The sequence below is a fragment of the Micromonospora foliorum genome (genome assembly GCF_022229015.1).
GTDB lineage: Bacteria > Actinomycetota > Actinomycetes > Mycobacteriales > Micromonosporaceae > Micromonospora > Micromonospora foliorum.
On sequence record NZ_JAKKFF010000031.1, the window covers coordinates 24,644 to 46,144 of the forward strand.

Genomic DNA, 21,501 nt, shown 5'->3' on the forward strand with positions numbered 1-21,501 from the left:
GCGTCAGGCAGGGTTCGCCGCGCTCCTGTCAGACTGCCTGGGTGTTCGTCAGACTTGCCGAAATGTTCAGGAGGATCTGACCGGGCCCGGAGGGGACGGCGCCGGGCATCACCCTTCCAGGCCCCGGCTCAGCGCGGAGTGGTTTCCTGGTCGGCCAGAACGATCAGGTCGTCGGGGCGGGCCGACAGCGGCGCCGTCGCCCCGTCGAGCCACACGAGATAGCCCACCGGCGGACCTGACCGACCCCACCGGGCGCCGATGATCGTGGCCGACTTCGGTTGGCGCGGCTGTGCGAGCAGGCGTACCCGGGTGCCCGGCGCGTGTCCGTCGTCGGCGACGATGAGCAGCGCGTCGAGGATCTGCCGGGCACCGGCGACGGGCAGCCCCGCAACGTACGGCTCGCCCGCGTACCCCAGACGTGGCGTCATCATCGTGCTCAACAGCGCGGTCTGCCGGATCGCCTCCTGGCGGACCTGCCCGTCCACGCTGCGTTCGGCTGTGGTCAGCGCCTTCTGGATGCGCGACCAGAGGGCCAGCGGCTCCTGGTCGAGCAGGCGGCGGGCCTCGCGGTCGATGTCGGCGCAGGCCGTGTCGAGCGCGGTGTCCTCGCCGAGTTCCGCGATCCAGGCGAGGTCCCCCACCTCGGGCAGCAACCCTGGCGACTCGGCCACGATCACGATGTACAGCATCGCGAGCAGTTCCTCGCGGCCCTCGCCGTGATAGAGCGAGCCCACCCCGCTGCCGGTACGCCCACGGCTGGGCGGGAACCGTTCGACGAGGTGCCGCGCGCGGCCATGAGGCAGGACCGCGGCCCGCCTGCTGTCCCGCACCCGCTCCTCGAACGACCGCCGCTCACGACGTTCGACGAGCAGTTGGCGATGCGGATCGAACCCGATCGGATAGATCGTCCGCCCGTACCTGGAAAGGGTTTCGCCGGGCCGAAGGCCGACCGACTCAAGTTGCCGGGCAGCCTCCGAGTAGGCGACGCCAGCCCGGGCGGCATGTTCTCGGATGGCGCGCTTGCGGGCGCGTCCCGGGGCTGGGGTCCGTCGGGGGGTGGAATCAGACATGACGCCTCCGGTGCAGCCCCACGCACTCCACCGAACAGGCGGCGTGACCGGCACGCCGGGAATCGACACATCGGCGCGGAGTCGGAGACTCTTGGCCCCGGGCATGCGGTTAGGCGTGGGCCACCACATCGGGCGCTGGCAGGCGCTCTGCCGTGGCCAGCATATCGTGACACCGACCGTCGTCGTGGATGTGCACGCCCCGGCCGCCCTCCCTCGCGGCCCCGATGTCAGCCGTGTCAGCCCGTGTCGGTGGCGTGTCGGGGCGGTGTCAGCGGGCCCGCGCAGACTCGGCGCATGACAGCTGACCTGGTGATCGAGGCCGAGGGCCTCGTGAAGACATTCGGGAAGACGAGGGCGCTACAAGGCGTGGACCTCGCCGTACCCCGCGGAACGGTGCTCGGGGTGCTCGGCCCCAACGGCGCCGGCAAGACCACCGCCGTGCGCATCCTCTCCACCCTGCTCACCCCGGACGGCGGGACCGCCCGGATCGGCGGTTTCGACGTGGTACGGGACGCCGAGCGCGTTCGGCAGAGCATCGGCCTCACCGGCCAGTACGCCTCGGTCGACGAGGATCTGACCGGGCGGCAGAACCTGGAGCTGTTCGGCACCCTGCTGGAGCTGGGCCGCAGCGGCGCCCGGCGACGGGCCGCCGAGTTGCTCGACTGGTTCGACCTGACCGATGCCGCGAACCGGCCGGCCAAGACCTACTCCGGCGGCATGCGGCGACGGCTGGACCTGGCCGCCAGCCTCGTCGGTTCCCCCGACGTGATCTTCCTCGACGAACCGACGACCGGGCTCGACCCGGCCAAGCGCGAGGACATGTGGGACGTGGTCCGCTCGCTGGTCGACAACGGCTCGACGGTGCTGCTCACCACCCAGTACCTGGAGGAGGCCGACGCGCTCGCCGACGCGATCACGGTGATCGACCACGGCCGGGTCATCGCCCACGACACCCCTGAAGGGCTCAAGCGGGTGGTCGGCGGGCAGACCCTGGAGGTCCGCCCGTCCGACCCGGCGCAGCTGCCCCGCACCGCGGAGATCCTGACCCAGGTCGGCTCCGGCGCGCAGGCCGACGAGGTCCGCAAGGGCGTGCTCGCGGTGCCGGTCACCGACGACGCGGCCCTGACCGAGAGCGTCGCGCGGTTCGCCACCGCCGGCATCGCGGTCACCGAACTCTCCCTGCACCTGCCGAGCCTCGACGAGGTGTTCTTCACCCTCACCGGGCGTACGGCGTCCGAAGACGACACCACCCGCCCCACGGAGGTCGCGGCATGAGCACTCTGACCGACACAGCGCCCACGAGAAGCCGCGCGCTCTCGAACTCCGCGCCGAATCCGCGGCCGTTCCGGCTGGTCCGGCACTCGTTAGCGCTCGCCAAGCGCAGCCTCATCAAGACCTGGCGTACGCCCGAGGCGCTCATCGACGTGACCCTGCAACCGGTGCTGTTCCTCATCATCTTCGTGTACGTCTTCGGCGGCGCCGTCGCCGGATCGACCCACGACTACCTGCAGTTCCTGCTGCCCGGCATCCTGGCGCAGACGATCGCGACCGGCGCCATCGCGATCGGCGTCAACCTCAACACCGACATCGCCAAGGGCATCTTCGACCGGTTCCGGTCGTTGCCGATCCCTCGCTCCGCGCCACTTGTCGGCGCGGTCCTCGGCGACGTCGTCCGGTACGTCATCGTCACCGTGTCGACCCTCGCGATCGGCTACGTGATGGGTTTCCGGATCGACACCGACCTGTTCCGGGCGATCGCCGGGTGTCTGCTCGCGGTGCTGTTCGCGCTCTGCCTGAGCTGGCTGCCGGTGCTCGTGTCGATGAAGGTGCGGACCGCGGGCGCCGTGCAGGGTGTGATGTTCGCGCTGATCATGCCGCTGAGCTTCGCGTCCAACGTGTTCGTCGGCGCCGACACCCTGCCGGGCTGGATGCAGGCGTTCGTGGACGTCAACCCGATGACCCACCTGGTGGCCTCGGTACGCGGGCTGTTCCTCGGCACCCCACTGGGCAACCACGTGTGGTGGACGCTCGCCTGGTGCGCCGGCTTCGTGGCGGTGTTCATGCCGCTGGCGCTGCGCGCGTACCGCAAGAAGATCTGACCTACGCGAGCAGGTCGTCCATCAGCTCGCGGATCCGGCTGACGGCCGCGGCGGGCGGCCGCTCGCGCCACGCGGCCAGCAACGGCTCACGCTGCTCCTCGTTCCCGAGGATGGCGTTGAGCCGTTCGCCGCTTTCGAACGGAAAGAACATCTCGATCTGGGTGCCGATCCGCTTCGCGAGGATGGCCAGTTCGCGGGCGGTGTCGACGTCACCCCGGTACGCCGAGAGTTCCGCGCCGCCCGACGCCCACGCCCCGATCACCGGCAGGTCCCGCGAGGTCAGCGCGTCGTCCCGGGCGAGCGACAGCATCGCGGCCGCCTGGACGGTGGCGTCGTTGCCCGACACCCGCCCGGCCTGGGCCACCCGCAGGTAGATGATCGCCGCCGTGGCCCGGAGCATCACCCGCGGCTGCGGTTGCGGCCCGACCCAGCCGGCGAGGACGCGCGTCACCTTGTCGGCGTGGGCGAGCGTCTCGTCGTACCGCTCGCGCTGCCAGGCGAGGTGCGCCAGGCCGAGCAGCGCCTGTGCGGCGTCGATCTGCTCGGCCTGGCCCAGCGCGGCCGTCTCGCCCAGTCGCCGCTCCGCCTCCGCGTCACCGCTGAGGGCGAGTTGCACGTCCAGCCGGACCCGGATCGACCGCGCGTCCTGCGTCGCGCCGACCAGCTCCATGTGCTGGACACTGCGGGTCAGCCACTCGGCCGACCGGGCATCCCCGCCCGGGACCAGGAACTGCCCGACCGCACCCGCCGCCATCGCCATGCCCCAGTGGTCTCCGGCGGCCTCGAAGCGGTGGTACGCCTGCTCGGCGTCGCTGATGGACGCTTCCGGCAGGCCGCCGTTCTCCCGGACCGCCGCGCGCGCGAACAGCCCCAGCCCCTGCACGTACGGGTCCGGGTGCGCGACCATCTCGGTCGCGCTCTTCAGGCTCTGCTCCACATCGGACGCGTCGAAGCCGGGCAGCGCCGCCGCGATGGCGGTCAGCCGGGACGACACCTCGGCGGGCCGTTCGGCCTGGAGCGTCCGCAGTGCCCGCCGGGCGAGCACGGCGGGCCGCAGGTCGGCGCTGACGCCGGCGTTCACGCTGATCACCACGCACGTCCAGGCCAGCCGGTCGGCGTTGGGCAGTGGCCGGCCGCTGGCCGCGCCACGCAGGATCGCGGACCGCAGCCGCCGCTGCGGGTCGTCGATGTGCAGCAGCCCGCGCGCCCAGGCGAGGACCTCAAGGTGCAGGCCCCGCACCGACCAGAGGTGGAACAGCGCGGTGGCGACGTCGACGGCGGCGGGCTCGTCGTCCGCCCCCATTGCCCATCGCAGGCCCGCGACAAGGTTGTCCTGCTCGGCGGCGCAACGGTGCAGCGCCTCGACCTGGCCGGGGCCGATGAACCGGCCGGCGAGTGCGACGGCCTGCTCCCGCGCCCACCTGACCAGGCCGGCCATGGCCTCATCCCGGGCGCCGGCCGCGTCCAGCCGGGCCTCGCCGTACTCGCGGACCGTTTCGAGCATTCGGTAGCGCGGCGGACCGTCCCCCTCGACCAGGGTCAACAGGGACTGTTCGACGAGGGTCGCCAGGCCGCGCCGGACGTCCGGGGCCTGCGCGACGGCGGCGGCGAGGTCCGCGGTGAACGGCGCGGGAATCACGGCGACCCGCTGGAGCAGGTGGCGGTCGTCCTCGGCGAGCAGTTCCCGGCTCCAGTCGACCAACGCCCACAGGCTCGCGTGCCGCTCGGGCAGGCCGCGCAGGGCGTCGTCGAGCAACGCGAACCGGTCGGTCAGCCCGGCGAGCACGTCGTCGATCGGCATGTGCCGCAGTCGCGCGGCGGCCAGTTCGAGCGCCAACGGCAGGTTGTCGAGCCGGTGGCACAGGGCGAGCGCCCGTTCGGTGTCCCAGGTCGGCACGGCGCCACCGGCCCGTGCGCGGGACTCGACCAGCGCGAGCGCGTCGGCGTCCGGCAAGGCGGTCAGCCGGTGCACCAACTCGCCGACCAGGCCCAGTGGGGCGCGGCTCGTCGCGAGCACCGCGACCTCCGGCGAGGCCACCGCGACCAGGTCCGCGACGACGACGGCCACCGCGTCGAGCACGTGCTCGCAGTTGTCCAGCACCACCAGCCCGTCCAGGTCCGGCGCCACGGCGCGCAGCCGCTCCTCGGGGCTGAGGACCCGCCGCTCCAGCCCCAGATTGCCGCCGGTCGCCGTGGTGTCCGCACCGCCGAGCGCGGCGAGCACCGTCGGCAGCACCTCGTCGGGCGAGCGCAGGCCAGCGAGTTCGATCACGCGTACCGCCTGCCCGGCCGCCGCCGTGCGCCTGGCCACCTCGGCGGCGAGCCGGGTCTTGCCCGCCCCGCCGGTCGCCACGATCGTCACGACGGGCGCCTCGGCGAGCGCGTCGGTGACGGCCTCGACGTCCCGTTCCCGCCCGACGAGCGGGGCCATGGGACGACGCCACGCGGCGGGCAGCGTGATCCGCGCCGGTCGCCGGGGCGGCGCCGCGACGGGCGGGGCGGTGAGTTCACCGCGCAGCAACGCCAGGTGCACGCTCGTGAGCACGGGAGACGGGTCGGTGCCGTACCGGTCGGCCAGGTCGGCGCGCAGCCGCTCGACCACCTCCAGCGCCTCCGCCTCCCGCCCCTGCGCGGCCAGCACCCGGACGAGCAGGGCGGCCGACGGCTCGTCCGGTGGTGTGCGCGCGACGAGTCGGCCCAGGTCGACCTCGTCGAACGGGCCCACGCCGGCGAGTGCCGCCTGCGCGCGCAGCGCGGCGACCTCGGCGAACAGGCGGGTGTCCTCGGCGCTGACCAACTCCGGCACCTCGGGGAACAGGGCCCGCGCCTGATCGGCCAGGCCGCGGGCGGCACGGAGGTCACCGCACCGGAGCAGGGTGCCCGCCTGCTCGACGAGCGCGCGCGCCTCGACCGCGTCCACCGTGATCTCCTCGGCGGGCAGCCGGTATCCGCCCGGCACCGCGACCACGGGCAGCCCGAGACGGCGTACCCGGGACACGAGCGCCTGGACGGCGCCGGTCGCGTCGTCGGGTGGCGTGCCGTCCCAGACGGCGTCCACGAGCAGGCTCACGGAGACCGCCCGCCCCCGCGCGTCGACGAGCGCGCGGAGCACCGCCGCGAGCCGTTCACCCCGAACGGGCTGGCCGTCGACGGCGAGTGGGCCGAGGGTCGCGATGTGCACGGACCCAGCATCCCCCACGCGCGCACGGGCCCGACGACCACCGGTCCGCCGGGCTGGTCACGGGCCCGAGACCGGCTTGACAGACCATGATTTGGTTAGGTTAGCCTAACCTCATGAAGAGCGAGTTGACGTCGGTCAACGGGGAGCGCAGCCTGTCCGGCGTCGACCTCCGTCTGGGCTATCACGGTGTGCCGGTGGTGCACGGTGCCGTGATCAACCTCCGCGCGGGTGCCGTCACCGCACTGGTGGGGCCCAACGGCAGCGGCAAGTCCACCCTGCTGCGGGCCCTGGCCCGACTGCACCCGATCGACGCCGGAACCGTGCACCTCGCCGACGGCGTCACCGCCGCCGGCCTCGCGGCCCGGGAGTTCGCCCGGCGGGTCACCCTGCTCGCCCAGAGCCGGCCGGTGCCCAGCGGCGTCACCGTCCGCGACGTCGTCGGCTACGGCCGCCACCCCTACCGGGGGCGCTGGCGCACCGAGGATCCCGACGGTCCCGCCGCCATCGCACGCGCCATGGACGTCACCGGTGTCGCCGCGATGGCCGACCGTCCCGTCGACGAACTCTCCGGAGGCGAGTTGCAGCGGGTGTGGTTGGCCACCTGCCTCGCCCAGGACACTCCGGTGCTGCTCCTCGACGAGCCCACCACCTTCCTCGACCTGCGCTACCAGGTGGAGATCCTCGACCTGGTCCGTGACCTCGCGGACGAGCACGGCGTCGCCGTCGGCGTCGTGCTGCACGACCTCAACCAGGCAGCCGCAGTGGCGGACGAGGTGGTCCTGTTGCAGCAGGGCCGGGTCCGCGCCACCGGCACCCCGGCAACGGTGTTCACCGAGAACGCCCTCACCGAGACCTACGGGATCCGCATCGAGGTGACCAGCGATCCGCTCAGCGGACTGGTCACCACCCGCCCCGTCGGGCGGCATCAGATCCGCGCCCTGGTCTGAACACCCCTCATCCACAGCAGAGAAAGACCGTCATGACCCGTACCCGTTTCACCGCCCTCATCGCCGTCGTGACCGCCCTGACGCTCGGCGCCTGCGGCACCACCGAGAACGCCGCGGCCCCCGAGACCTCCGCCTCGGCGGCCGGAGGCCCGGTCACCCTCACCGACAGTCGGGGCAAGGAGATCACCCTCAAGGCGCCGGCGACCAAGGTCGTCGGGCTGGAGTGGGGCGAGGTCGAGATGCTGGTCAGCCTCGGCGTCATGCCGGTCGGTGTCGCCGACCCCAAGGGCTACGGCACCTGGGTCACCTCCGCGAAGCTCGACCCGGGCGTCAAGGACGTCGGCACCCGCGGCGAACCCAGCGTCGACTCGATCGTCGCCCTCCAACCCGACCTCGTCGTGATGGAGGACGACCGGGGCGCCAACATGGTCAGCCAGCTGGAGAAGTTCGTGCCCGTCGTGGTCGCCAAGGGCAGTGACGCCACCGACAACCTCGGCCGGATGCGCACCGACCTCAACATGATCGCGAAGGCGGTCGGCAAGACCACCGAGGCGGAGAAGCTGCTCGCCGACTTCGACGCGGCCATCGCCGACGGCAGGAAGAAGATCGCCGACGCGGGTGCCGCCGGCCGGCCGTTCGCCATCGCCGACGGCTGGAAGGAGGGCAGCACCGTCAGCATCCGGATGTTCGGCAAGGGCGCGCTGGTCTCCCAGATCGGCATCCAGCTCGGCCTCACCAACGCCTGGACCGGCAAGTCCGATGAGGTGTGGGGCCTCGGCCAGACCGACGTCGAGGGCATGACGGTCCTCAAGGACCCGAACATGCACCTCTTCTACAACGCCTCCGACGGCGACGACGTGTTCGCCGACGGGCTCGCCGGCAACGCCATCTGGAAGTCGCTGCCCTTCGTGCGGCAGGGCAACCTGCACAAGATGCCCAATGGCGTCTGGACCTTCGGCGGTCCGCTCTCCGGCAAGCAGTACATCGACGAGCTCGTCAAGACGTACGCGGTGTGAGCGTGCTGAACGCGCCCCCACGCCCGGAGCCGGCCACCCGGCCGGCTCCGGGCGGACGCCTGGCCGTGCCCCGCGTCGCCGGTGTCTTCGTCGCCGCGATCCTGCTGCTGCTCGTGGTCGGCGCGCTGCACCTCACCCAGGGCACCTCGAACGTCGGCGCCCTCGACCTGCTGCGGCTCGCGACCGGCGCCGACGACGAGGCGGCCCGCGTGCTGATCGCCTCCCGGCTGCCCCGGCTCCTCGCCGGGCTGGCCATCGGCGTGGCGCTCGGGTTCGCCGGGGCGGCGTTGCAGTCGATCGCCCGCAACCCGCTCGCCTCCCCCGACACCCTCGCGGTCAACGCGGGCGCCCACCTCGCGATCGTCGCCGTCGCCGCGTTCGGCGTCTCGCTGCCCGCGCTGCCCGCCGGCGGCCTCGCCTTCTGCGGCGGGTTGGCCGCCGCCGGCCTGGTGATGGCGATGTCCTCCGGCGGGCAGGCCGGCACCACCCGCCTGATCCTCGCCGGCTCGGCGACCGCGCTGGCGCTCGGGTCGGTGACCACCCTGCTGCTGCTCCTGTTCGAGCAGGCCACCATCGGGCTGTTCGCCTGGGGGAACGGCTCGTTGGTGCAGAGCGACCTGACCGCGCTGACCCAACTCGCTCCGGTGATCGTCGGCGCCGCCGTCGTGCTCGTGCTGCTCGGGCACCGCCTCGACATTCTCGCCCTCGGCGACGACACCGCCACCGTGCTCGGCCTCGACGTGCGGCGCACCCGGCTCACCGTCATGGTGCTGGCCGTGCTGCTCTCCGCCGCGGCCGTCACCCTCACCGGCCCGGTCGGCTTCGTCGGCCTGTGCGCCCCGGTGATCGTCCGGCTGCTCGCCCCCGTGGTGCCGGGGGTGCACCGGCACCGCATCCTGCTGCCGTTGTCCGGCATCGCCGGGGTCATCATCGTGCTCGGCTCCGACGTGCTGCTGCGGGCCGTGATGGGCGGGCAGGCCGGGGTCGACATCCCCACCGGCGTGGTCACCACCCTGTTCGGCGCGGCGATCCTCATCTGGCTGGCCCGCCGGCACCGGGACGCGGGCCCCACCCGCCGTCCGCCCGGTGGCCACGCGGCCGTTCGCTCCGCCGCCTTCCACCGCGGCGTCGTCGCTGTCACCGCCGTCCTGACCGTCGGCGCCGTGGCGGTCGCCATGCTCGCCGGTGACACCTGGGTGCTGCTCGGTGACGTGGTGAACTGGCTCAACGGCAGCACCGGGCCCGCGTACACCTTTGTGCTGGACCAGCGGTGGCCGCGCGTCGCCGCGGCGGTCCTGGCTGGCGCGGCGCTCGCGGTCGCCGGCACCACCGTGCAGGCGGTCTGCCGCAACCCGCTGGCCGAACCCGGCATCCTCGGCATCACCGCCGGCGCCGGGCTGGGGGCCGTCTCCCTGCTCACCTTCGTGCCGCTCGCCGGGGTGTGGGCCGTCTCCGGCGTCGCCGGGCTCGGCGCGATGCTGGCGTTCGCCCTGGTCTACGGCCTGGCCTGGCGCGGCGGGTTGAGCTCCGACCGACTGGTGCTGATCGGCTTCGGCGCCTGGCAGGGCGGCATGGCGGTCATCACCTACCTGGTCGTCGCCTTCGACCCGTGGAACACCGGCAAGGCGTTGACCTGGCTGTCCGGCTCCACCTACGGCCGGATGCCCACCCAGGTGCTGCCGGTGCTGATCGCCCTGCTGGTGCTCACCCCGGCGGTGGTCGCCGCCCGCCGGGAGCTCGACCTGATGGCGCTGGACGACGACACCCCCCGGGTGCTGGGCGTCCGGCTGGAACGCACCCGGTTGGTCGCGCTCGGCGCGGCGGCGCTGCTCACGTCCACCGCCGTCTCGGCCGTCGGGGTCATCGGCTTCGTCGGCCTGGTCGCCCCGCACGCGGCGCGGGCGCTCGTCGGCGGGCGGCATTCCCGGGTGCTTCCGGTGGCCGCCCTGCTCGGCGCTGCGCTGGTCAGCATCGCCGACACCCTCGGCCGGACGGTCATCGCTCCAGCTCAGATCCCCGCCGGCCTGGTCACCGCCATGATCGGCACCCCGTACTTCGTCTGGTTGCTGTGGCGGTCCCGCGCCGTGGCGGGCACCACCCGGTAGACGCCGGCCCGAGTCGAGAGAGGCACCATGACCGAGACCCTGCCCATCGCCCCGTGGCGCGTGTTCGCCGTCACCGTCCGCGCGGTGCGCCGACTGAGCCCGTCCTTCACCCGGGTGACCTTCACCGGGGCGGACCTGGACCGCTTCGCCGACAACGGTTACGACCAGCGGATCAAACTGGCGCTGCCGCTGCCCGGTCACGACCGGGCGACCCTGCCGGACGGCGCGGACTGGTACGCGACGTGGCGGGCCCTGCCCGAGCACCTGCGCAACCCGATCCGCACCTACACGGTGCGGGCGGTCCGACCAGAGCTGGCCGAGGTCGACGTCGACCTCGTGCTGCACGGCGACAGTGGCCCGGCGACACGCTGGGCCCGGCGGGCCAGCGTCGGCGACGAGATCGCCCTGGTCGGACCGGACGCCGGCTTCGACGGCAACCACGGCGGGGTCGAGTTTCGACAGCCGACCGGTGGCACCCTGCTGCTGGCCGGGGACGAGACCGCCGTGCCGGCGATCAGCAGCATCTGCGAGCGGCTCCCCCGCGACGCCCGGGGCACGGTCGTGCTGGAGGTACCCGACGCCGCCGACGTGTTGCCGCTGGTCGCGCCCCCCGGCGTCGAGGTCCGCTGGCTGTCCCGGGGCGCCGACGGGTACGGCAGCCACCTGGTGCCCGCCGTCGTCGCCGCGGCCGGGGAACTGCTGACCCCCGGCGCGTCGGCGGCCGTCCGGCCCGTGCCCGACGTGGACGTGGACGTGGACACCGAGATCCTGTGGGAGGTGCCCGAGGAGGTGGCCTCGGTGCCGCTGTACGCGTGGCTGGCCGGGGAGGCCGGCGTCATCCGTAACCTGCGCCGGCACCTCGTCGCCGAGCGGGGTCTGGACCGCCGGGCGGTGGCCTTCATGGGTTACTGGCGGCTCGGCCGCGCCGACGCCGACTGACGACGCCGCGAGGCGCGCCACCCCGGGCCGGCCCGCGAGGTGCGTCGGAGGCCGTGAGGCGCGTACCGTTTCGGGTCGGACTTGGGGCGGACCGGCTGGAGCCGGCACGGGATACGGGACGAGACAACGACGCATGACGGTGGACAACATTACCGAAAACGGTCAAGAGGGTATTGACCGAAGCCGGCTGGAGGCCTGCCTCAGCGTCTTCGAGGCGTTGGAGGCGCTGCCCTCCGACCACCCCGACGTGGTGCAGGTGCAGCGGGCCACCGCCCGGCTCTACAAGGTGATCAAGCAGCGGCGGCGGGAGGAGCGGCGGGACGCCATCCTCGCCGCCGACCGCGCGGTGACGGAGGCCACCGCCACCGGGGCGCCGGGGCGGATCGACGACGAGACGCAGGGCATTCCGCTCGCGTCCTCCGCCGCGGGCGAGACGGCGGGCTTCCTGCACAACCCCCGCGGCTGCTACGTCTGCAAGCAGCGCTACCGCGAGGTGGACGCCTTCTACCACCAGCTCTGCCCGTCCTGCGCCGCGCTCAACCGGGAGCGCCGCGACGCCCGAACCGACCTGACCGGTCGGCGCGCGCTGCTCACCGGCGGCCGGGCCAAGATCGGCATGTACATCGCACTGCGACTGCTGCGCGACGGCGCGCACACCACGGTGACGACGCGGTTCCCGCACGACGCGGTCCGCCGGTTCGCCGCGATGCCCGACAGCGGGGACTGGCTGCACCGGCTGCGCATCGTCGGGATCGACCTGCGCGACCCCGCCCAGGTGATCGCCCTCGCCGACGACGTCAGCAGCCAGGGCCCCCTCGACATTCTGATCAACAACGCGGCGCAGACCGTCCGCCGGTCCCCCGGGGCGTACGCGCAGCTCATCGCCGCCGAGGCCGCGGCCCTGCCGGACGGCCCGCTGCCGGAGCTGATCACGTTCGCCAAGCCGGACGGGCAGGGTGGCCCGGTGGGCAGCCTGACCGCGGGCCCACAGTCGACCGCGCTCACCCCGCACGCGCTCACCGCGCTGGCGCTGACCAGCGGCTCGGCCTCGCCGGAACGGATCGCGGCGTCCACGGCCATCGACGCCGGGGGTCTCGTGCCCGACCTCGACTCGGTCAACAGCTGGGTCCAGCGGGTGCAGGAGGTGGACCCGGTCGAGCTGCTCGAAGTGCAGCTGTGCAACGTCACCGCGCCGTTCGTGCTGGTCAGCCGGTTGCGCCCGGTGATGGCCGCCGCGTCGGCCCGCCGCAAGTACGTGGTGAACGTGTCGGCGATGGAGGGCCAGTTCGGCCGCGGTTACAAGGGGCCGGGGCACCCGCACACCAACATGGCCAAGGCTGCGCTGAACATGCTGACCCGCACCAGCGCCGAGGAGATGCTGACCGACGGCATCCTGATGACCAGCGTCGACACCGGCTGGATCACCGACGAACGCCCCCACCCGACGAAGATGCGGCTGGCCGACGAGGGCTTCCACGCCCCACTGGACCTGGTCGACGGCGCGGCCCGGGTGTACGACCCGATCGTCCGGGGCGAGCTGGGCGAGGACCTGTACGGCTGTTTCCTGAAGGACTACGCGCCCTGCGCCTGGTGATCGCCCCGCCCGACGGGGATGATCGCCCGCACCACGCGGATGATCGCCCCGCACCATGAGGAGAAGAGACATGTCAGCTGACCGTGAATCGTGGCCGACGCTGGACGAGCTGCTGCGCGAGGAGGACGAGCTGGAGCTCGCGGGTCTGTCCGAGACCGACGCGTACGAGCTGGGGATGCTCGCCGTCGCCGCGGCGACCGAGCAGCGGCTGCCGGTCTCGGTGGGGGTGTGGCGGGCCGGGCGGCAGCTGTTCCACTGTGGCCTGCCGGGGTCGACGGCGGACAACGACGCGTGGCTGCGTCGCAAGGGCCGGGTGGTGATGCGGTTCGAGCACTCCTCGCTGTACATGGCCCGGCTGTGCCAGGACAAGCAGGTGACCCTGGCCGAGAGGTTCGGCCTGCCGGCCTCGCGGTACGCGGCGGCCGGGGGTGCCGTGCCCCTGCGCGTACGCGGCACCGGTGTGGTGGGCTGGGTCGGTGTCTCCGGGCTGCCGCAGCTGGACGACCACCGCTTCGTGGTCGACATCCTCCGCAAGCTCCCCCGCTAGGGCGGTCCCGGCGGCCTCGCGACGAGGCCGCCGGGTCACCCGCTCAGTGTGCGCGTCGGTTGGCGCGCAGGGCGCCCAGGAGCACGCCGGGCCGGGCCAGCGAACCGGGGTGCTCGCGCATGGAGACGACGTCGTTGAACCGCCGCGCGGTCGTCACGTCCGTGACGGTCGCGGCGATGATCTGCCCACTGGCCCACCTGGAGAGCCGGTAGCCGCGCGGGTAGGGCCCGTCGACGTGGGGCAACGCCAGGTCCGCCGAGGTCGACAGCGACCAGGCGGCGTCGACCACGACCTTCTGTAGCGCGAGGAAGTGGCGCGCGGGCGCCCGCAGATCGGGGCCGGACCGGAGGTACGTCGACAGGCAGGCCGCGTGCAGGGCCGCCGCCGTCATGCCCTGCCCGTACACCGGGTTGAACGAGGCGACGGCGTCGCCGACGCTGATCAGGCCGGCCGGGAACCGCTTGAGCGCGTGGAAGTCCCGTCGCCGGCTGTCGGCATGGTGGTAGGTCTGGACGTCACCGATCATCTCCTGGTCGGCGACCTCGCCGAACTCCGGTGGGAACTGCTCCCGCAGGCGGCGGACGAAGTCCTCCGCGGTGCGCCCCGGACGGTCGTTGCGGTAACCGGCCATCATGGCCATCCACCGGCCGTCCTCGATGGCGAAGAACGCGGCCCCGGCCACGTCCACCGACGTCCTGGCGGTGTTCAGCGCCAGCACGACCGTCGAGGCCGGGGTGACCTCCGGACGACGGAACAGGGCGGTCGCGTAGTTGAGGTGCACGGTCATCCGCCGGGTGACCGGCCGGTCCCAGTCGGCCCGCTCCAGCCAGTCCGACAGTTTGCTGGACCGCCCCATGGCGTCGACCACGAGGTCGCCGCGCTCGACACCGGGGACCCCACCGACCTCACAGCGGACCCCGGTGACCGCGGTGCCGTCGACCACGAGGCCGGTGGCGCGGGCGGTGATCGTCTTGACGTTGGGCAGTCGAAGCACCTGCTGGCGGATCAGGCCCTCCAGCAGCGGCCGACTACCCGCCAGGCTGTCGGCGTCGTCGGGGACGACGACCTTCAGACGCCCGTCGAGGTAGTTGCGCCGGGCCGTGGGCGGCGACTCGATCGCGCCGCGCGCCAGTGCCTCGTCGCGGAAGCCGGGAAACAGCCGCTCCAACTGGAAGAGGCCGCCGGGCAGCAGCGCGTGCAGCTGGGTCCCCTGGGGTACGCCGGGCCGCGCTCCGGTCACCTGCGGGTCGTCCCGGTCGATGATGACGACGGTGTCGGCGTGGTCGGACAGCACCCGGGCGGCCAGCAGACCGGCGACGCTGCCGCCGACCACGACGGCCGTTCCCATCGTCGGGGACGGCTGGTCAGGGGGTCGTGCCGCGTTCAGCTCTGCGAAGACCCGGGACGGGGAGAGGGACATCGTGCTCTCCAAGAGGTAACGGGGTGTGTGCCCTCCCCGGTGACTGCCACGACCGTGCGCGGACAGACCGGTGGACGGTCGTTCGACGTGATGCCCGCCGATCGTCGCACAAACGCCCGAACGTCAACCGGCTGTGTCCGCCAGATGACCACCTGTTGGCCGATGGGGCCGACGGGCTCGACGTTCGGACCCGACAGGTGGCGCGCCCGAGGACCGACTGTCACGATCTCCGGCATGCCCGTTGCGCGTCGTACTCTGCTCGGGGCCGGCCTGGCCGCCGCGACCTCCGCCCTCACCGGCTGCGGCGACAACGGCGCGACGGACCCCGGCGCTGCGGCCACCGGCGACGCGGTGACCGGGACGGATGCCGCCGGGAACCGGGCCGGGTTCGGTTCGGCGGGAAACCTCAGGTCGCCGTCCGCCGCACCGGGCGCGCCGGTCCCCCCGAGCGGCGGCGCCCCACCAGCGGGTCAGGCCCCCTACGCGCGGGACGTGACCGCCCTGATCCGTCGACACCTGCCCGCCACGGCGCAGACCTTCCAGCACAAGGGTTTCCCCGGTGCGGTCGCTCTCGTCCTCGTGGACGGGAAGATGATGGTGCACACCGCCGTCGGTGAGGCTTTGCGCTACGGCGCGGGTCCGAAGCTGCTGGCGGCGGGTCAACGCGTCGCGATGCGCCCGGACTCCATCTTCGACCTGGCCTCGGTCACCAAGGTGTACACGGCCATCCTGCTCCTGCAGCAGGTCGACAAGGGGCAGGTCGACCTCGGCGCTGCGGTGCGCGACTACCTGCCCGCCTTCACCGGCACGGGCAAGGAACAGATCACCGTCGAGATGCTGCTCACCCACACCAGCGGCCTCCCCGTCGGTGCCAAGGTCACCGGTCTGCCCGACAACGCGGCCCGCTGGAACGCCGTGCTCACCACGCCGCTGGTCGCCGGCGCCGTGCCCGGGAACACGTTCCGCTACTCAAGCGTGGGGCTGATGGTCGCCGGCAAGATCGTCGAGAAGGTCACCGGCCAGCGGCTCGACCAGGCACTCCGGACCAACCTCACCAACCCGCTCGGCCTGCGCGACACCGGCTTCAACGCCAGCAGTTGGATGTCCACCACCTCGAAGGCCAACCGGCTGGTCGCCACCGACGCCCGCTCGTCCCGGGGCCTGCTGCGGGGCACCGTCCACGACGACGTCGCCAACCACCTCGGTGGCATCGCCGGCCACGCCGGCATCTTCGCCTCCGCGGCCGACCTCGCGGCCATCGGTCAGCTGCTCCTCGACGAGGGCACCTACCAGGGCAAGCGAATCCTGGCCGCGGCGACCGTGCGCCGGATGCTCAGCAACCACAACGCCGGCAAACCCGCCATCGACCCGGAGCGACCCAATCGGACCTCGGCGCACGGCCTCGGGGTTGTCCTCAACCAGAGCTGGTTCATGGGGAGGCTCGCCTCGGCCCGGACCTTCGGGCACACCGGGTTCGCCGGCCCCTCGCTCCTGGTCGCTCCCGACCGCAAACTCGTCCTGGCGCTGCTGACCAACCGCGCGCACCCCAACTGGAGCTGGTCGAATCCCGACCCGGTCCGCGCCGCCGTCGGCGACCTGCTCGCGACGGCGGTCAGCTGACCGGAAGGTGTGGACCATCGCGCCGCGCCCTGACACGATACTTGCGCTAGTAGTGCAAATACTTCGTCCCTCAAGGTGGAGGATCGATGCACACATCTCGCCGGAGGCTGCTCTCCGTGCTGGTCGGGGTCGCCCTCGCGGCCGGCCTGTCCCCCGTCGCCGTTCCCCGCGCCGCCGAAGCCGTCGTCACCCCGACCTACCGCCCAGTGATCTTCGTGCACGGCAGCGCGGGATCGGCGGCGCAGTTCGAGTCCCAGGCCAAGCGGCTGGCCAGCAACGGCTATCCGATCGACGTCATCGAAGCCCACGAGTACGACTCCCCGAACATCGCGACCATCCTGCCCCAGGTGTACGCGGGGCTCGACGCGCGGATCTCCCGCCTGCTGGCGGCCACCAGCGCGGACCGGGTCGACCTCGTCGCGCACTCGCTGGGCACCTTCGTCACGCAGGGCTATCTCACCAGCTCGCCGGAGCGGGCCGCCCGGGTCGCCCACTACGTCAACCTGGACGGGCGCACCGCGACCTCCCCGCCGGGCGGTGTGCCCACCCTCGCGATCTGGGGCGAGGGCGACCCGGCCCGCGCCGTCGTCGGCGCGACAAACGTGCACCTGCCGGACCAGTCGCACACCCAGACCGTGTCGTCGGCGGAGTCGTTCGGCGAGATCTTCCGGTTCCTCCAGGGCCGCGCGCCCCACACGACGCGGATCGTGCCCCAACTCTTCGGCGCCGCCCGGGTCTCCGGCCGGGCCGTGCTCTTTCCGAGCAACGTCGGCGTCGCCGGTGCGACTGTCGAGGTCTACCCGGTCAGCCCGCTGACCGGCGACCGACTGTCCCACCGGCCCGCGCACCGGTTGTCGCTCGGTGCCGACGGCTCGTTCGGCCCGATCCCGGTGCTCGCCACGGCCCGCTACGAGTTCGCCCTCGTGCGCACCGGCGCCGCGACGCACCACTTCTACTTCCAGCCGTTCCTGCGCTCGGACTCGTTCGTCCGCCTCGCGACAAGCGAGCCGGGCGAGGGCCTCAGCGCCCTGATCGACACCAGTGACCGACACACGGCGCTCACCATCCAACGCCAGAAGGAGTGGTGGGGCGACCAGGGCGATGCCGGCGACAACCTCTGGATCAACGGCAGGGATGTCCTGAACGCGGCGAACGCACCGCGCGCCAAGAGGACGATCGGCATCTTCGCGTTCGACGACGGCAGCGATGGCGTCACGGATCTGACGGCCCCGTTGCCGGAGTTCTTCAGCCAGACCTTCATCACCGGCATGGACGTCTTCATTCCGGCGACGCCGGCACACCTCGGCCTGGTACGGATCACCGTGGGCCAACGCGGCGGCGGGTACGAGGTGATCAACGTGCCCAACTGGAGATCGAGCACCGACCGGGTGACGGTCGGCGTGGACGACTTCTGACCGCGTCGCGGGCGGCCCGGCCACCTCGGGTCGAGACGGTGGCCGGGCCGCTCGCGCAGCCGTCAGACGGTGGCCGGGACCCGATCGCGCACCCGTCGTCCGACGGCGAAGCTGACCACTCCCAGGATCAACCCGACGACCGCCAGAAGGACGCCCACCCGGGCCGGCGCGAGGTAACCAAGTCCGGCGGCGATGGCGACGCTGCCCAGGGCGGCGCCCAGGCTGTTCGCGATGTTCATGGCCGACTGGTTGAGCGCCGCGCCCATCAGTTGTGCTCCCGGGGCGACCGTGATGAGGCGCGCCTGTAGGACCGGCCCGAGATAGAGGCTGGTCGCACCGACCAGGAACGCGCCCACGAACAGGCCGACACGGGACGACGCCACGAGGCTGAACACGGCGATGCTCACGATCATCGCCACGAAGCCGATGACCATGCTCCGCTGGAGGTCGCGGTCGGCCAGCCAGCCGCCCAGGGCGTTGCCGACGGTCATCCCGAGACCCACCGCGACCAACGCCCACGGCACCGTCGCGGCGGAGAGCCCGGTGACGTCGGTGGTGACCGGCGCGATGTAGGTGTTCACCGCGAAGAACCCGGCGAACCCGACCGCGCCGGTGGCGGCGACCAGCCAGACCTGCGAGGTCCGCAGCGCCCGCAACTCGGCGGCCGGTGAGCCGTCGACCGCCGCGGCGACCTCCGGAACGACCGCCAGCACCGCCAGCAGGGTGAGCAGGAAGAAGCCGGCGATGACCAGGTACGCGAACCGCCAGTCGACCGTCTGCCCGAGGCGCGTGATGAGGGGTACGCCGACCAGGTTGCTCACGGTCAGACCGCCCAGCACGGTGGCGAAACCACGGGCCTCGTTACCGGGGCCCATCAGGGTCGCCGCGAGCAGACCGGCCGCACCGAAGTACGCGCCGTGCGGCAGTGCCGCCGCGAACCGGGCCACCAGCACCAGGTCGAAGGTGGGGGCGACCGCGGATGCGACGGTGCCGACGGCGAACAGCACGAGCAGCCCGAGGACGAGCTTCTTGCGGGGTAGGCGCGCGCTCAACGCGGCGATCAGCGGCGCGCCGACGACCACGCCGAGCGCGTACGCGGTGATCATCCAGCCGGCTCGGGCGATCGCGTCCGACGGCGACTGCGCGTACTGGTGCGGGAGCAGACCGCGGGCGATGTCGGGCAGCAGCCCCATCGCCACGAACTCGGTGAGGCCGACCGCGACGCCGCCCAGTGCCAGCGCGGCCAGTGCCGCCAACCGTCGACCTCTGCTCAACTCGATCACCGAAAAAATTTAGCAACAGCGTTGCGTAATAGGGTGGTGGGATGACTCGCGTCACTGCCGACGTCACCTTCCTGCGCGGCTACAACGAGGCACTGGTCATGGCGGTGGGGCGTACCGCTCGCACGTTCGAGCGGGCGACAGTGGTCGAGGCCACCGGCCTGACCCCACAGGCGGTCTCCAAGGTCATCGCCCGGCTGACCGCCGGCGGTCTGATCCGGCCCGCCGGCGTCCGGCGTCCGGGCATCGGCAAGCCCGCGGTCGTCTACGAACTCGTTCCCGACAGCCGGTACGCGATCGGCGCCCACGTGGCCCGGCGTACGCTGCGGCTCGTCCTGGTCGACCTGGCCGGCACCGTGCACCACTCGACGGTCAGCCCGCTGCCCGGCGACTTCACCCCGGCGCAGCTCCTCGACGCCCTGAGCGCCGGCATCGACACGATGGCCGGCATCGGCGACCTGCGGGGCCGACTCACCGGGCTGGGCATCGGCATGATCGGCCCACTCGACCACGCCAACGGCCTGGTCCGGGACGCCCACGGCCTGCGGCACTGGCACGACGTACCGCTGCGCGAGCTCGCCGAGAAACACCTCGGCCTCCCCGTCCACCTGGACAAGGACGTCACCGCGGGGATCACGGCGGAGGCCTGGCGGCACGGCGCGACGTTCGGCGACGCGGCCCTCATCATGGTCGAGTCCGGCATCGGCGGAGGCTTCTGGCTGGGCGGCGCGGCCCACCGGGGGGCGCACACCAACGCGGGCGAGTTCGGCCACACGGTCGTCGACCTGACCGGGCCCCGCTGCGTCTGCGGCCGGCACGGGTGCCTGGAGATCGTGCACCACCACGCCACCGAGGCCGGGGACATCGCACACGCCGCCCGCGTGCTGGCCGTGGGCGTCGTCAACCTGCTCCAGACCCTCGACCTCGCCCACGTGGTGCTGGCGGGAGCGGACCTCCTCCGGCACCCGCGGACCTACCTCGCGGCGGTCACCGACGCCGTCCAGGCGGACGCCCGGCGCGCGGACTGGCTCCGTACGCGGGTGGCCCTGTCCAGTCTCGGCGCGGACGTGATCGCCGCGGGCGCGGCCATGCAGGTCCTCGACCAGCACTACGGCATCCCGGAGTTGACCCCGATCTGATCCCCGACGTGTCGCGCCGCTACGCCACCGCGGCGTCGGTGTCGGCTCGGGTGCAACCGCTGGCTGGGCTCTCGCTGAGCGCGATGACCGCGTCGAGCCGCTCGCGCGCCTGCCGGAGTTGGGTGATCTGCCGATCGATGCGGTCGCGTTCAGCTCGGAGCATGGCCCGCGACTGCGGCGTGTTGACCTTCGCGTCGACGCAGGGCAGCAGGTCCAGGATGGTTCGGCTGGACAGGCCGGCGGCGTACAGCATCTGGATCAGGTACACCCGGTCGACCGCGTCGTCGAGGTAGTGGCGTTGACCGCCACTGCTTCGCGCGGAAGTCAGGAGGCCCTGCTCCTCGTAGTAGCGCAGGGCTCGTACCGACACCCCGGTCTTCGTGGCGAGTTCCCCGATCCGCATGGACCCCTCCCCCGGCCGGTGACGCCCGTCACTCAGCCTTGTCCCTCACGTGAACGTCAGGTTCTACCGTAGCTCGGGAGCCCGCCGCACGCCCGGCGTGTCAGCCGCCGGAGGCCGACGGCGACGGCGTCGGCACGCCGCCGGTGACCGCCCGGGCCGGCGGCGGCGCCGGTCGGAGATCCGCGGGTACGGGCAGGGCGCTGCCCCTGACGAACTGGGCCCAACTGGTGTTCCAGGCCGTCCATCCGTTGCCCGACTGGAGCCGGACCTCGGTGCCGGTAAAGGTGACCAGGTCACCGACCTGGGTGACGCCCATCAGCCAGTCGGCGTTGGCCGCCGAGATGTTCGTGCAGCCGTGCGAGACGTTGCGGTGTCCCTGATGCGACACCGACCAGGGTGCCCCGTGAATGAACTCGCCGCCCCAGGTGAGCCGCTGCGCGTCCTCGACGTTCACCACGTAGCCGCCGTTCGGCTCGCCGCGCGTGTCGAAGGTGGTGTGCTGGTGCTTCTCCATGATCACCATCTTGCCGCTGGACGTGGGGGTGCTGCGCTTGCCCAGGCTGACCGGGATCTTGCGGATCAGCTTGCCGTCCCGCAGCACGCGCATCTGCTTGGTGGCGTTGTCGACTTCGAGCGCCACCTGCCGTCCGATCCGGGACGTCGCGGTGCGGTCGGCGTCACCGATGTGCTTCTTGCCGATCGGCAGACCCGCCAGGCCGTCACGGG

At 72.6% G+C, this 21,501-nt stretch carries 17 protein-coding genes; 11 read left to right on the forward strand and 6 right to left on the reverse strand.

Going from position 1 to position 21,501, the window contains the following annotated elements; translation table 11 throughout:
• Positions 1-128: 128 nt before the first annotated feature.
• Positions 129-1,070 (reverse strand): hypothetical protein, encoded by a 942-nt coding sequence (locus tag PSH25_RS03205; protein WP_238657568.1) that lies wholly within the window; start codon positions 1,068-1,070, stop codon positions 129-131.
• 294 nt (positions 1,071-1,364) lie between these two features.
• On the opposite strand from PSH25_RS03205, the gene PSH25_RS03210 reads away from it, so the two are divergent.
• Positions 1,365-2,345, forward strand: a complete 981-nt coding sequence (locus PSH25_RS03210; protein WP_238657569.1) for an ATP-binding cassette domain-containing protein — start codon at positions 1,365-1,367, stop codon at positions 2,343-2,345.
• Positions 2,342-3,169: an ABC transporter permease gene (locus tag PSH25_RS03215; RefSeq protein ID WP_238657570.1), complete on the forward strand. Its 828-nt coding sequence runs from the start codon at positions 2,342-2,344 to the stop codon at positions 3,167-3,169. Before PSH25_RS03210 ends, PSH25_RS03215 begins: the two co-directional genes overlap by 4 nt.
• A gap of 1 nt (position 3,170) precedes the next feature.
• Here the strand turns inward: PSH25_RS03215 and PSH25_RS03220 are convergent, their stop codons facing one another.
• Positions 3,171-6,350, reverse strand: coding sequence for an ATP-binding protein (locus PSH25_RS03220; RefSeq protein ID WP_238657571.1), 3,180 nt, complete (start codon positions 6,348-6,350; stop codon positions 3,171-3,173).
• A gap of 113 nt (positions 6,351-6,463) precedes the next feature.
• Here PSH25_RS03220 and PSH25_RS03225 point away from each other — a divergent pair, with 113 nt between their 5' ends.
• The 6 genes from PSH25_RS03225 (at position 6,464) to PSH25_RS03250 (ending at position 13,498) form a co-directional block, all read left to right on the forward strand.
• On the forward strand, positions 6,464-7,297 hold the full coding sequence (locus tag PSH25_RS03225) for an ABC transporter ATP-binding protein (RefSeq protein ID WP_238657572.1): 834 nt from the start codon (positions 6,464-6,466) through the stop codon (positions 7,295-7,297).
• Between the two features lie 32 nt (positions 7,298-7,329).
• Entirely contained in the window at positions 7,330-8,313 is a 984-nt protein-coding gene (locus PSH25_RS03230) for an ABC transporter substrate-binding protein (protein ID WP_238657573.1), read from the forward strand.
• A gap of 5 nt (positions 8,314-8,318) precedes the next feature.
• Positions 8,319-10,418, forward strand: coding sequence for an iron ABC transporter permease (locus PSH25_RS03235; RefSeq protein ID WP_238657584.1), 2,100 nt, complete (start codon positions 8,319-8,321; stop codon positions 10,416-10,418).
• A gap of 27 nt (positions 10,419-10,445) precedes the next feature.
• A complete protein-coding gene (locus tag PSH25_RS03240) occupies positions 10,446-11,357 on the forward strand; it encodes a siderophore-interacting protein (RefSeq protein ID WP_238657574.1) in 912 nt (303 codons plus the stop codon).
• 133 nt (positions 11,358-11,490) lie between these two features.
• Complete coding sequence (locus tag PSH25_RS03245) at positions 11,491-12,951, forward strand: SDR family NAD(P)-dependent oxidoreductase (protein ID WP_238657575.1); 1,461 nt, start codon at positions 11,491-11,493, stop codon at positions 12,949-12,951.
• Positions 12,952-13,021: 70 nt separating this feature from the next.
• Positions 13,022-13,498 carry a heme-degrading domain-containing protein gene (locus tag PSH25_RS03250; protein ID WP_238657576.1) on the forward strand — a complete coding sequence of 159 codons (477 nt, stop codon included), beginning with the start codon at positions 13,022-13,024 and terminating at the stop codon, positions 13,496-13,498.
• Between the two features lie 43 nt (positions 13,499-13,541).
• On the opposite strand, the gene PSH25_RS03255 is transcribed toward PSH25_RS03250, so the two are convergent.
• The gene (locus tag PSH25_RS03255; protein WP_238657577.1) at positions 13,542-14,918 is read right to left on the reverse strand and encodes an FAD-dependent oxidoreductase; all 1,377 of its coding nucleotides are present in this window, start codon (positions 14,916-14,918) and stop codon (positions 13,542-13,544) included.
• Between the two features lie 234 nt (positions 14,919-15,152).
• Between PSH25_RS03255 and PSH25_RS03260 the strand changes: the two genes are divergently transcribed.
• Positions 15,153-16,538, forward strand: coding sequence for a serine hydrolase domain-containing protein (locus PSH25_RS03260; RefSeq protein ID WP_238657578.1), 1,386 nt, complete (start codon positions 15,153-15,155; stop codon positions 16,536-16,538).
• An 86-nt stretch (positions 16,539-16,624) separates the two neighbouring features.
• Positions 16,625-17,953, forward strand: coding sequence for an alpha/beta hydrolase (locus tag PSH25_RS03265; protein WP_238657579.1), 1,329 nt, complete (start codon positions 16,625-16,627; stop codon positions 17,951-17,953).
• 62 nt (positions 17,954-18,015) lie between these two features.
• On the opposite strand, the gene PSH25_RS03270 is transcribed toward PSH25_RS03265, so the two are convergent.
• Positions 18,016-19,236, reverse strand: coding sequence for an MFS transporter (locus tag PSH25_RS03270; RefSeq protein ID WP_238657580.1), 1,221 nt, complete (start codon positions 19,234-19,236; stop codon positions 18,016-18,018).
• Positions 19,237-19,277: 41 nt separating this feature from the next.
• On the opposite strand from PSH25_RS03270, the gene PSH25_RS03275 reads away from it, so the two are divergent.
• Positions 19,278-20,372: an ROK family protein gene (locus PSH25_RS03275; RefSeq protein ID WP_238657581.1), complete on the forward strand. Its 1,095-nt coding sequence runs from the start codon at positions 19,278-19,280 to the stop codon at positions 20,370-20,372.
• A 19-nt stretch (positions 20,373-20,391) separates the two neighbouring features.
• On the opposite strand, the gene PSH25_RS03280 is transcribed toward PSH25_RS03275, so the two are convergent.
• Both PSH25_RS03280 and PSH25_RS03285 read right to left on the reverse strand, forming a co-directional pair.
• Complete coding sequence (locus PSH25_RS03280; protein ID WP_238657582.1) at positions 20,392-20,775, reverse strand: MerR family transcriptional regulator; 384 nt, start codon at positions 20,773-20,775, stop codon at positions 20,392-20,394.
• A 100-nt stretch (positions 20,776-20,875) separates the two neighbouring features.
• Positions 20,876-21,501 (reverse strand): L,D-transpeptidase (locus PSH25_RS03285; RefSeq protein WP_238657583.1); only part of this gene is annotated, 626 nt, incomplete at its 5' end.

Coding starts and splice junctions, on each gene's coding strand:
- PSH25_RS03205 (WP_238657568.1), bottom strand. CDS start 1,070: ATGTCTGATTCCACCCCCCGACGGACCCCAGCCCCGGGACGCGCCCGC.
- PSH25_RS03210 (WP_238657569.1), top strand. CDS start 1,365: ATGACAGCTGACCTGGTGATCGAGGCCGAGGGCCTCGTGAAGACATTC.
- PSH25_RS03215 (WP_238657570.1), top strand. CDS start 2,342: ATGAGCACTCTGACCGACACAGCGCCCACGAGAAGCCGCGCGCTCTCG.
- PSH25_RS03225 (WP_238657572.1), top strand. CDS start 6,464: ATGAAGAGCGAGTTGACGTCGGTCAACGGGGAGCGCAGCCTGTCCGGC.
- PSH25_RS03230 (WP_238657573.1), top strand. CDS start 7,330: ATGACCCGTACCCGTTTCACCGCCCTCATCGCCGTCGTGACCGCCCTG.
- PSH25_RS03240 (WP_238657574.1), top strand. CDS start 10,446: ATGACCGAGACCCTGCCCATCGCCCCGTGGCGCGTGTTCGCCGTCACC.
- PSH25_RS03245 (WP_238657575.1), top strand. CDS start 11,491: ATGACGGTGGACAACATTACCGAAAACGGTCAAGAGGGTATTGACCGA.
- PSH25_RS03250 (WP_238657576.1), top strand. CDS start 13,022: ATGTCAGCTGACCGTGAATCGTGGCCGACGCTGGACGAGCTGCTGCGC.
- PSH25_RS03255 (WP_238657577.1), bottom strand. CDS start 14,918: ATGTCCCTCTCCCCGTCCCGGGTCTTCGCAGAGCTGAACGCGGCACGA.
- PSH25_RS03260 (WP_238657578.1), top strand. CDS start 15,153: ATGCCCGTTGCGCGTCGTACTCTGCTCGGGGCCGGCCTGGCCGCCGCG.
- PSH25_RS03265 (WP_238657579.1), top strand. CDS start 16,625: ATGCACACATCTCGCCGGAGGCTGCTCTCCGTGCTGGTCGGGGTCGCC.
- PSH25_RS03275 (WP_238657581.1), top strand. CDS start 19,278: ATGACTCGCGTCACTGCCGACGTCACCTTCCTGCGCGGCTACAACGAG.
- PSH25_RS03280 (WP_238657582.1), bottom strand. CDS start 20,775: ATGCGGATCGGGGAACTCGCCACGAAGACCGGGGTGTCGGTACGAGCC.